8 protein-coding genes, 1 other RNA gene and 1 pseudogene are annotated in these 11,562 nt (G+C 53.4%); 4 read left to right on the top strand and 6 right to left on the bottom strand.

The features are described from left to right. Together TH468_RS15890 and TH468_RS15895 are read left to right on the top strand one after the other, a co-directional pair. Positions 1-370: pseudogene (locus TH468_RS15890) on the top strand (methyl-accepting chemotaxis protein); the annotation flags it as partial. 354 nt (positions 371-724) lie between these two features. Continuing rightward, a complete protein-coding gene (locus tag TH468_RS15895) occupies positions 725-2,944 on the top strand; it encodes a methyl-accepting chemotaxis protein (RefSeq protein ID WP_085645604.1) in 2,220 nt (739 codons plus the stop codon). Between the two features lie 443 nt (positions 2,945-3,387). Here the strand turns inward: TH468_RS15895 and TH468_RS15900 are convergent, their stop codons facing one another. Next, entirely contained in the window at positions 3,388-4,266 is an 879-nt protein-coding gene (locus TH468_RS15900; RefSeq protein WP_085645605.1) for a LysR family transcriptional regulator, read from the bottom strand. Between the two features lie 334 nt (positions 4,267-4,600). Then, positions 4,601-6,112, bottom strand: coding sequence for an aldehyde dehydrogenase family protein (locus TH468_RS15905; RefSeq protein WP_210402254.1), 1,512 nt, complete (start codon positions 6,110-6,112; stop codon positions 4,601-4,603). A gap of 529 nt (positions 6,113-6,641) precedes the next feature. On the opposite strand from TH468_RS15905, the gene TH468_RS15910 reads away from it, so the two are divergent. Beyond that, complete coding sequence (locus tag TH468_RS15910; RefSeq protein ID WP_210402255.1) at positions 6,642-7,523, top strand: LysR family transcriptional regulator; 882 nt, start codon at positions 6,642-6,644, stop codon at positions 7,521-7,523. 321 nt (positions 7,524-7,844) lie between these two features. Beyond that, positions 7,845-9,467, top strand: coding sequence for a GMC family oxidoreductase (locus tag TH468_RS15915; RefSeq protein WP_085645607.1), 1,623 nt, complete (start codon positions 7,845-7,847; stop codon positions 9,465-9,467). Between the two features lie 171 nt (positions 9,468-9,638). Here TH468_RS15915 and TH468_RS15920 read toward each other — a convergent pair whose 3' ends face one another. The 4 genes from TH468_RS15920 to TH468_RS15935 form a co-directional block, all read right to left on the bottom strand. Further along, on the bottom strand, positions 9,639-10,454 hold the full coding sequence (locus TH468_RS15920) for a TIGR00282 family metallophosphoesterase (protein WP_085645608.1): 816 nt from the start codon (positions 10,452-10,454) through the stop codon (positions 9,639-9,641). Between the two features lie 110 nt (positions 10,455-10,564). After that, positions 10,565-10,725: non-coding RNA, 6S RNA (gene ssrS, locus TH468_RS15925), on the bottom strand. Between the two features lie 59 nt (positions 10,726-10,784). Continuing rightward, entirely contained in the window at positions 10,785-11,126 is a 342-nt protein-coding gene (locus TH468_RS15930) for a cell division protein ZapA (protein ID WP_085645609.1), read from the bottom strand. Between the two features lie 5 nt (positions 11,127-11,131). Beyond that, complete coding sequence (locus tag TH468_RS15935) at positions 11,132-11,398, bottom strand: DUF4164 family protein (RefSeq protein WP_085645610.1); 267 nt, start codon at positions 11,396-11,398, stop codon at positions 11,132-11,134. Positions 11,399-11,562: the final 164 nt, after the last annotated feature.

The following is an 11,562-nucleotide window of genomic DNA, read 5'->3' on the forward strand; positions in this document are numbered from 1 at the left end:
AACCGAGGAAATTGCCGGTCAGATTTCCGGCATCCAGAAGGCGACCGGGGAATCCGTTACCGCCATCGAGGATATCGGTCGCATCATCGAAAACATCAACGAGATTGCCACCACCATTTCGGCTGCAGTCGAAGAACAGGGTGCGGCAACCGACGAGATCACGCGTAACGTCCGCAGTGCGGCTGATCGCACCCGCACCGTTTCGTCCTCGATCAATGATGTGGCAAGTGAAACCGGCAAAACCGGCGAACTTTCCGGTCAGGTTCTGGCAACCGCACAGACCGCATCCGAAAAGGTCGAAAATCTGCGCTCACGGATCAACGGCATCCTCGAAGACCTCCGTCAGCAGGCGCGTGATCGCGCCTCCTGATCAACAGGACTGCTTCTTGTGCAAAGGCCCGCCATATGGCGGGCCTTTTTTATTTGGCATAACAACCACAAGCTTTTGTACAAAAAGACTTATCCAGATGGACAAGGCTGGCAAATTAGCAGAACATTTAGGTTATTCCACACAGATGCCTGTGCTATAGAATTTCCCAACATAATAAGAATAACAGCTTCCGCCTTCAATTATCCGCATCCTTATCGTTCCTAACCGATATCGCGGATATCCCCGAATGCGGAAACCACAGGAAGGTTCCATCCAGGAAAATCAAACAGACGCGCGTTACCGGTATGACAGAAGCCGGTGCGCTGGTTATGCGCAATCGGGGTTAAGTGAGTAATGGGAAAGACTATCAAATCTGACAATCGCCAGAAGCTGGTCAGGAAGACCGCAAAGGGCTTCGGCGTTCAGGGGAAACTGGCAGCAGCATTTGCACTTGTCGGTCTGATGGCCGTCGTCGCGGCCACCGTTGCCGTGATATCATTTGGCAAATTCGGCACAGAACTTGCCAGCATCACGCATTCAAAGCTGCCGCCGATGTTTGCGGCACAACAGCTGGCGACCGACAGCGCAAAGATCGTGGCCATCGCGCCGCGTATTATAGCATCGAAAACCCCCGACGAAGAACAGATCGTCAAAGCTGAACTTGATACGCTGCTTGCCGGGCTTGATGACAATGTCGGGCAATTGCGCGAAACAAATCTTCAGCCAGAAATTCTCGATGGTATTGATACCAACAGTGCCAATCTGCGCGACGCCCTGGAAAATCTGCATTCAATGACCTTGAACCGGTTTGCCATCGCAGACGAGATCGCCGAGAAACTCAACAAGTTTCAGCAGCTAAGCGGGCGTTACAGCAGCATGATCACCCCGCTCCTGTCTTTCACCCAGACAACCATTGCCGGGATCAATGCCTCCGTCGAAGATCTGCGCAAATCAGGCGATCCCCTGCCCTACGAAGATCAGGTCCGCACGACCAAACTTCTTTATGACCTGAACGATGCCGTTGCCTCACGCAGCCCGGTTCTCGAACTCAGCCGGATGGGTGCTGATATCGTCAATACGATCCTGACATCAAGCTCGCTTGACGACCCGACCCGGCTTTCGGTCATCAGCGTGCAGGTCCGAGGCAACTTTAACTCGCTGCAGAAGCTGATCGAAGGGCTTGAGAACGAAAAACTCAAAAAGTTCTACACCAACATCGTCAATGACATGCTTGAACTCTCTATTGGCGATGGCAGTCTTCCTGACTTGCGGATCAAGTATCTTGAAACCGCCGCCGCCCAGCAGCAGATTGTCGATCAAAGCACCCAGTACGCCGCCGACATGGAAAGCAGCGTCAAGGCACTGGTCGAAAGCCTGCAATCGGATGTCGACGCGGCTGCCGGATCGGCCCAGACCCTGAACACGCAAAGCTCGCAGATCATGTATGCTGTTGCAGGTGCAGCCATCGTGATCTCGTTGATCATTTATGTGGTCTATGTCCGTGGCAACCTTCTGCGTCGTCTGGCCGGCCTTCAGACCACCATGGTCACATTGGCTGATGGCAACCTTGATATTGCAGTCCCAGTCAAGGGCAATGACGAAATCACCGCCATGGGTCGTGCCGTCGAAGTCTTCAAAGACAACGCCGTCAAGGTTCGTGAACTTCAGGCCGAAGAAGAACGCCTGAACCGTGAACGCAACGAAGCCCTTCGTGACGAGCTGCTTGGCCTTGCCGATACCCTGCAAAACGAAGTCGAAAGTGCGGTCGGTGAAATTGCTGCCCTCGCCGAACAGCTTCAGGGCGTGTCGGGTCAAATGAGCCAGAGTGCCGAACTGGTTTCCGGCCAGACCGAAGATGTCGCATCCTCGGCTCAGGAAGCCACCGGCAACGTTGAAACCGTTGCCGCCGCCACAGAACAGCTTTCGGCCTCGAATGCGGAAATCAACCGTCAGATGGCGGAATCGACCCGCATTTCCAGCAATGCCGCGGACCGCGCGCAGGAAACCAACCAGTTGGTGGTCAGCCTGTCGCAATCGGCAAACCGCATCGGCGAGGTCATCGCACTGATCACCGACATCGCCGAACAGACCAACCTTCTGGCCCTTAACGCCACCATCGAAGCGGCCCGTGCCGGCGATGCGGGCAAGGGCTTTGCGGTTGTCGCGGCCGAGGTCAAAAACCTCGCCAACCAGACCGAAAAGGCGACCGAAGAAATCGCCGGCCAGATTTCCGGCATCCAGAAGGCAACCGGCGAATCCGTTACCGCCATCGAGGATATCGGTCGCATCATCGAAAACATCAACGAGATTGCCACCACCATTTCGGCCGCGGTCGAAGAACAGGGTGCGGCAACCGACGAGATCACGCGTAACGTCCGCAGTGCGGCTGATCGCACCCGCACCGTTTCCGCCTCGATCAATGATGTGGCAAGTGAAACCGGCAAAACCGGCCAACTGTCGGGCGAAGTTCTGACCACCGCACAGGATGCCTCGCACAAGGTCGAAGCCTTGCGTGCCCGCATCAACGGCATCCTCGAAGACCTTCGCCAGCAGGCCCGCGACCGTGCTGCCTGATCTGCCAAACATCTCATTGCGCAAAGGCCCGCCATCCGGCGGGCCTTTTGTTTTTCCCGCCACATCAGATGCAAACGGGCAAGAATGACCCAACCCTTTTCCACGCATGGCCTCTAACATCAACATGTCTTTTTCCAGTATGCCCGGAGCAAAGCATGCGATTGAATGTAATATCCTCAACGCTGGTAACTGCGGTTTTTCTGTCTGGCGTCATCTCCACTGCCGCCAGATGCCGCAAAGATGAAACTTCCCGATAAACCGTTTGTAATTCCGCTGCCAATTACAGAACAAACGAAAGCGCAGGTACGACGCATAGAATTAGAATGAGCAGGTAATATTTTCTAAGTTAGACTCAGCTCTAAATAGATAAATTCTTATAATCTCGCGGCTTGGTACTCCGTACCAGTTTGCGGCCTGCAATCATCCCCTTCGAAATTTCTCTCTCAAAGACACCAATTTTGTTCAAGATACTCAATAAGTATTCCGGTAAGCACTTGAACTTTTCTTACAGGATGCTGGCTAGGTGGCCGGACAACATATACTGCTGCAGGTGGTGGGGGGTAATTTGCCATGACCGGAACCAGTGCTCCGGATTTCAAATATTCACAGACTAAACTCTCGGGAAGGTAAGCAACACCCAGCCCGGCTAATGCCGCAGCGGTGAGTGCGATACCGTTGTCAGATTTGAATCGCCCTTGTGGCTGGACAGTGATGATCTTGCCGCAATCCATAAATTTCCAGGACTCTGTCCCCTGCATAAGGGCCTGATGTTCCATGAGTGCTTCGGGGCTTTCCGGAGCACCATGAGCCTCGATGTAAGACGGGCTCGCAACAAGTTTCAAATAAACGGGGCTGATGCGCCTGGCGAGCAGGTTGGAATTTGGAAGGTACCCCACCCGGACCGCGCAATCAAAACCTTCGGCAATAAGGTCAACAAAGCGGTCACTATAGGAAGCGTGGAGCTGAAGCTGTGGGTAACGCTGTGCCATGTTCGCAAGCACAGGGGCAAAGTGTGTCGGCCCCAAGGAGAGTGGTAACGCAATTCGAAGGCGACCGCAGAGATCACCCGTTGGCATAATCCTGTCCCTTGCCAGTTCGATTTCTGCACTGATTCTTGCGGCGTGTTCTCGAAATGTAATGCCAGCTTCGGTGAGTGCGGCACCGCGTGTTGTTCGCGCAAGAAGCTGGACGCCAAGTGCTGCTTCAAGACGAAAGAGGCGCCGACTGACGATTGATTTGGATACACCGAACCGCCGTGCGGCGGAAGAAACGCCCCCCGCATCGGCAACTCCGACAAATGTTTCCAAGTCTTCTATATTCAATTTGGCACTCTCTATTTCACCACCGCCAACGGGTGTTTGTTTACCGCATACGAAACTGAGCGCGCCAACCTCACTGAGTTACAGCGGATGGCGGTTGTGATCTCAGAAAAAGACATTTTAAAATGAGCGTGAAAGCATGGTTAGATGTCCCTCTCAAACAACTGAATATGCGCATGAAGACAATTCACCAGAATGGTCTGTATTTCAGCATTGTGGCGAAGTACCGGAGGAGACGCGACACTTCAGATGCCATGCAGAAATAGAACAAAAACTCTGACGTTTATTGTTATGACATTGGGGCATACCCCAAATCATTGTCCAATCATGACGATAATCAGACCCTATAAAGCCCGGGTTTCAGAGCGATATGCTTGTATTCGATAAAGTCTTCGAGGGCGGCAAGACCGTTGAGACGCCCGAGGCCAGACTGCTTGAAACCACCTTCTTCGGTATTGTCATAGACTTTGGCCCAGTCATTGACCCATACGGTTCCTACCTCAAGCGCCTGCGCCACCTTGAAGGATCGGTCCACGTCACGGGTCCAGATGCTTGCGGCAAGACCAAATTCGCTATCATTCGCGAGACGTATTGCTTCTGCCTCGTCGCGAAACCGTTGTATTGTCAATACAGGTCCAAATGTTTCCTCCTGAAGGATCGACAGGCTGTTGTCGGTGACTTCCAGCAATGCAGGCCGGAAAAACGCACCTTTTGAAAGCGGCCCAGCGGAAATAGGACCGCCCCGCACAACAACATGCGCGCCTTCGGCAACGGCATTTTTGACCACCTGATCCACCCTCAACACATTTTCTCGATCAATCAGTGGCCCCATGTCACTCGAAGGATCACTTGCCGGACCAACTTTCACGTCGTTCAGTTGCTGGGCAAGCGTGTCGCGAACCCGATCAAAGATGCCGTCCTGAACAAGCAGGCGCGATCCGGTCATGCAGAATTGGCCGGAAAAGACCGTCAGTGCCTTCTCGATCACGGGTAAGGCAGCGTCGATATCGGCATCCTCGAACAGGATCATCGGCGTCTTGCCGCCAAGCTCCATACCGAAACGTTTCATCCGTTTGGCGCCAACGGCGCCGATGGCGCGGCCAGTGCCAGTGCTGCCAGTGAAACTAATCGCGGGAACATCCGGGCTTTCGACCAGATACGCAGATCCTTCCGGACCACTTTCAAAGAAAAGGTTGATGACGCCATTCGGTAGATCCTCGGCCTCGGCCATGATTTCCGCCATGACACTTGCAGTCTGCGCGATTTGTGCCGGAAGCTTGATCACAGCAGTACATCCAGCTGCGAGTGCTGGCGCCAGAGAGCGAATGGTCAGAACCGCAGGAGAGTTCCAGGGCGCAATAATGCCAGCGACACCCATCGGCTGTTTTAGAATTACAGACAGGCTTCCCGGTTTCGGTGTGACCGCCCGGCCGCTTTCCATCAGCGCTGTTGCCGCCGAATAGCGCAATTTGCTGGGGATCATATCGATTTCGAAAGCAGCTTCACCTTTCACCTTCCCGTTTTCAAGAGACAGGATTTTTATAAGGCGATCGCGGTTCCGCTCGAATGCAGCGGCAAGCTGATTTAGAACATGCGCCCGTAATTCGTGGTCATGCGCCCAAATTGTTTCCTTAAAGGCCTTTGAAGCTGCTGCAACCGCAGATTTCGCGGCCTCTATGCCATTTTCCGGGTAGTATCCAATGATATCGTAAGTGGCCGGATCAATGGACGGCTTTAATGTCCCGTTATTTTTTTGGACACCGTTGATCCAGTTAAATGCCGTTGCATGAACCGCCATGCTAGATTTTCCCGGCTCATTGATAGCGTCTTTGTCATCTTCGTTCGTCATTGAAGTTGTCCCTTCTAATTGTCTGATGGAGCGCAACGTTCAGTTGACGCGGTGTTGTTGACCAAAGGAGCGGTTTCGGAGTGAAGGTCCGGTTTGCGAAAGGTGCTCCCCAAATGGCAAAAGGCCTTTCCAACGAGGGGTTCAGTGACATTCGATACAATGATGACGACAACAAGTGTCGAGACGAGAACGCCCAGAGGAAACGGAAATTCTCTAAGCGCATCACCAAATACAGTTAAGAAAACAAGCACTGTTGGATAGACCGCGAACCATATCCGCGTGGTCTTTTTCAACCGCGCCATGAGGGAATGGTCAGGCTGGCTATACATTGAAGAAACTCCAATACGGATGGCCGTGACTGTGCAAATCTATTGATGCTGGAGGGGCAGCTAATGAGGTTCTCATCAATTTCCTCGTTGGCGACATAGATCTTGCGCCAACAACTATCCAACGAAGACCCCCTTGACGGAAGAGAGCTTTGTGTCTCATCATTGCGGACAATATGTCAGCAATAACTTCCTTGGAATCCTTGAGCGGTCTTGTGGCCTTTTCCGTCACGCTAGAGCTGGGAAGCTTTGCGGCGGCAGGGCGCAAGCTTGGTCTCTCAGCATCTGCAGTCGGCAAAGCGGTTGACCGGCTTGAGCAGAGGCTTGGCGTCAAATTGCTGACGCGAACGACACGGTCGCTCACTCTGACGGGCGAAGGAGAAATCCTTTACCGGTATGCCAGCCGTATCCTCAGCGACCTGCAGGAGGCGGAACTGGAGCTATTCAGCGCGCAAAACACGCCACAAGGTCGACTTAAGATCAGCGTCCCTACCGTCATGGGGCGGAGTATTGTCTTGCCTGCTCTGGGCGCATTCTCAGCCGACTATCCGGATGTAACGCTGGACATTTCGCTTGATGATATGAAAGTCGATCTGATTGAAGGTGGATATGATCTGGTGGTTCGTCTTGGAGAGCTTGAAGATTCCAACCTTCATGCCCGTCGGATCGGGCCGCACGCCTTCACCACCTGCGCCTCACCAAGCTATTTTGCGAAACGCGGCATGCCGCAAACGCCCGCAGACCTTGATCGTCACTGCTGCGTTTTATACCGCTTCCCGACAACGGGCCTCCCTGAAAAATGGGCATTTAAAGGCGAATATCGTGGGACAATCGTCAAGCCGGGGATTGTACTCAATGATGGGGGAGCTCTTGCCTCAGCCGCGCTGGCCGGGCTTGGAATAGTTCAGGCACCGCGTTACCTCGTTGCCGAGGATATCGAGGCTGGACGATTGGTATCCGTACTGGATGAATTCACAGACAATCGCGGCACTGTCTCGATCGTATGGCCTTCATCACGGACGAAAGTCGCTCGTGTGCGCGCGTTTGTTAATTTCATCTCTCAATGTCTGGCAGACAAGATTTAGATTATTTGCCACGCCTTACCGTGACCGCATTTGTTTGTCCATGCGCAATCCAGCGCTGGGTTGGGTCGCGGATAATCAACAATAGATTATCAATGCCATGGTGACAGCATACTGATCTCCTTGGCGAATTGTTGTTCTGTGGGGAACGCATAAATTCAAGACATATTGTCTGGAATGAAGCGACAGACAACCTTCTACAATACTCGCGTCAGTTGCAATATTTCTGAGGTGTCGGAAATTTATAACGCCGTCATTCGATAGGGATGCGCCTTTGGTCATGTCCTGCGAATTCGACAACGGTAAGGGCACGAGGATAAAATCATGAGCGACACTCAGGACAAGGCAGGTATTAATCGTCGGGAATTCATCATCGGGGCATCGAGCGCCGGTCTTGCAGCTGCGACTTACAGCGGTGCGTTTGCACAGACAAATGATAGCACGTATTCTTTTGATGTCATCATCGTCGGAGGAGGATCTGCTGGGGCTGTTTTGGCCAATCGTCTAAGCGAAGACTCTTCAAGACGTGTACTGCTTCTTGAAGCTGGCAAAGCATATGCGCCCGAAAGCTACCCGGACGCGGTTCGTCTGCAAAGCATCATTGGCGGGGATCCCGAACATGATTGGGGCTTTATCTCGGAACCGGGGTGGGCTGGTACGTCTTTGCCCGTACCGCGTGGAAAGGTTCTGGGCGGATCATCTGCAGTGAATGCAGGCGTTGCAATGCGCGCAACCTCCTCCGACTTTGACCGTTGGACAAAGGCCGGTCTTCCCAATTGGTCGGCTCCTGATGTCCTGCCATTTTATAAAAGAAGCGAACGCACGGTAAATGGTTCAGATGAATTTCACGGTCGCTCTGGTCCGTGGCCAATCCATCAGTTGCAGGACGATGAAATTTCAGACATGCAGCGTGCTTTTATAACATCGGCCCAGATGGCCGGTTTCCCCAAAGTCGATGACTTTAATGGGGACAAGCCCCTGGGTGTAGGCCCCTATCCAATGAACAATCGTATGGGACAGAGGCTTAATACCGGCATGACATATTTGTCGAAAGCGGTTCGGGCACGCACCAACTTGACCATCAGAAGCGAAGTACTTGTGGACCGGATAGACATCCAGAAAGGACGTGCCGAAGCCGTTATTCTCGAAAATGGTGAACGTATTGCCGGTAGTGAAATTGTCCTTTCGGCAGGTGCCTATGGGACACCGGCTATTCTGCTGCGATCCGGTGTCGGCCCTGCAAACGACCTGCACGCAATGGATATTCCTGTTATGGCCGATCTGCCGGTTGGACAACGGTTGCAAGATCATCCGTTTTTCTTCACGACTTGGGCGGCCAATCCTGAGCGTCTCGGGCTTCCTGTACCGCCTGTTGGTGCCATTCTCTGGGCGCAATCTTCAAAGGCAGCGCCCGGAGAAGGCGATTTTCATGTGAGCGCGGTGCATTATGGTGACCCGGCCTCTTCACCAACCGGTGCCATTTTCATGCTTGCATTGGCTTTAACACGCCCAAAATCCATCGGCACTGTAACCTTGCGAGACCGCAAGGCGACGACATCACCCCGTATCGACCTGAACGTTCTCGGTGAAGCCGAGGATCGGCAGAAAATGGTTGAAGGCATCGAGATGATCCGCCAAATTGCACGTCAGGGGCCGCTTTCTGATATTATTGTTCAGGAACTTGTTCCGGGGGCATCCCTTACTAGCTCCGCCGATCTGATGGCCGCGTTGCCAAAAGCTCTCGATATCTATCACCATCCAACATCGACGGCACCTATGGGTGGAAACAACTCACCACATGCGGTGACCGATTATCAAGGACGCGTGAACGGTGTTGGTAACCTAAGGGTTGCGGATGCATCCAGCTTCCCGGATATACCTTCGGTTGCCACAAATCCGACCGTTATCATGCTGGCAGAACGCATCAGTGCATGGATGCGGGCGTAAATTGATACAATCACCCTCCCGGCCCATCCAATCGCCTCCTTCCCATCATCGCTTGCCGATCTCACCGGCCCAAAACAGAAGAACAAATTTCAGGAAATTTGGAAATATCACGCCCAAAACAAAGCCCCGCCGGTACCGGCGGGGCTTTAAATCATTGAAAATATTCGGCTGTTACGCGCTAGGCCAGCTCCCCTTAAGCCGCCCGCCAATGCGAACCGGTTCGATCCGTTTGGCAAGGCCGGTGGCATCGTCGGTTTCGACATAAACACCACACACCGTTGCCGGTCCGTCTGCCGGTTCGAACCGGCCGGTCGGCATTTTGGTGATGAATTTACGGACCGAATTTTCCTTTTTCATCCCGATCACGGAATCAAAATCCCCGCACATGCCGACATCGGTCTGATAGGCCGTTCCACCCGGCAATATCTGGGCATCCGCCGTCGGCACATGGGTGTGGGTCCCCAGAACAAGCGATGCCCGCCCATCGCAATGATGGCCAAACGCCATCTTTTCCGACGTGGTTTCGGCATGGAAATCGATGATGATCGCATCGACATTCTTGCCCAGCTTATGCTTGGCAAAAAGTTTGTTTGCACCTTGGAAAGGGCACGAAAGCGGGTCCATGAATAGCCGCCCCATCATGTTAACAACACAAACTTTTTTGCCCGAACGGGTTTTGAAAACATAATCGCCCTTGCCCGGCGTGCCGTCGGGGAAGTTCCACGGGCGCAGCAGTTTTTCATCTTCATCGATATAGGCAATGATTTCGCGCTGGTCCCAGACATGGTTGCCCGTCGTCAGGACATCCGCACCGGCATCATAGAATTCCTTGCAGATTTTCGCCGTCACACCAAAACCGTGCGCCGAATTTTCCACGTTCACCACCGCGATATCGACCGAAAGACGGTCCCGCAGCATCGGTAACGCTTCAAGTGCTGCAGTACGGCCGGATTGGCCAAGAACGTCGCCGAGATGGAGTAAACGCATTGTATTTCCTGTTTCGTCGCACGCCCGAAATTCGGACATGACTGTAACCGATGCCCCTGTCAGACGCACCGTTTGATGCACAACATAAATGAGGTGGGGATATGAATTAAGTGGGAGCCACCGCTGCCGTTGGCCATGTGGTAATTCCTCGTGACCTGCGTGTGCAGGTGGGCGCCGTATAACGAGACCACGGCCTCGACAGGGACAGCTCCCTAGAGAAATGAGCATCGGCCCCGGGAATTAGCGAACCTGACGAACAGGGCAGCCCCCGAATTGCTGCTGCGCCCGATCGCCGCGAACGGCGCATCGAAAACAGTCAGCGTCCGGAACTTAGTCCTGCGAAAGCTTTTGCGCAATAGCTTCGATGCGAACAGCCATGCTTTCCATGTTTTCCGCAATCGCGTCACCTTCGGCGGCACTGACGCTGCCGGGCTCCGGTGCAACCATTGTCTGGCGACTGCGCAATTTTTCATGCACGTCGCCAAGCTCGTCGGCAATCAGAAGACTTGTCATCACCAAAAGGCGCTGTTCGCCAATCTGACCAACCGCTCCGGCAATCTCGCGAACACGCTCATCGACATATTGCGCAAGGTTCATCAGGCGCTCTTCCTGACCATCGTCGCAGGCAACATCATAGCTGCGCCCGTTAATTCGTACTGAAACCTGTGCCATGGAATTTATGCCTGCCTTTGTTCGCGATCATCATCAAGGACCAGACGCAACTGCCCCACCGCGCCATCAAGACGGGCAGAAACGGTCTGGGTTGCTGTTGCGAGCTTGTCATAATCCTGACGCAAGGCAGCCAGCTGGCTTTTCAGGGTTTCGACTTCACCGGCAGCATCGGACTGATTTCCGGTGTCCTTGGCCATACGCGACTCCACGGCAGCATCAAGACTGTCGATGGCCGCTTTTAGTCGGTTACTCGCTTCTAGCAAACGCGACATATTCAATATCCAGCTTTGTTAAACTACCCGGTCGGTACAGGTAAAACCTGTCCCTGATCGCAAGATTGGCCACCCTGCCAACCGACTTTGTCATGAAAAAGGCTGATTTGTTCCCGAACACACACGTGGCATCAAATATCTGCCCCACGGAATAATACCCGAAA

The sequence above is a fragment of the Thalassospira sp. MCCC 1A03138 genome (assembly GCF_002115785.1).
Lineage (GTDB): Bacteria > Pseudomonadota > Alphaproteobacteria > Rhodospirillales > Thalassospiraceae > Thalassospira.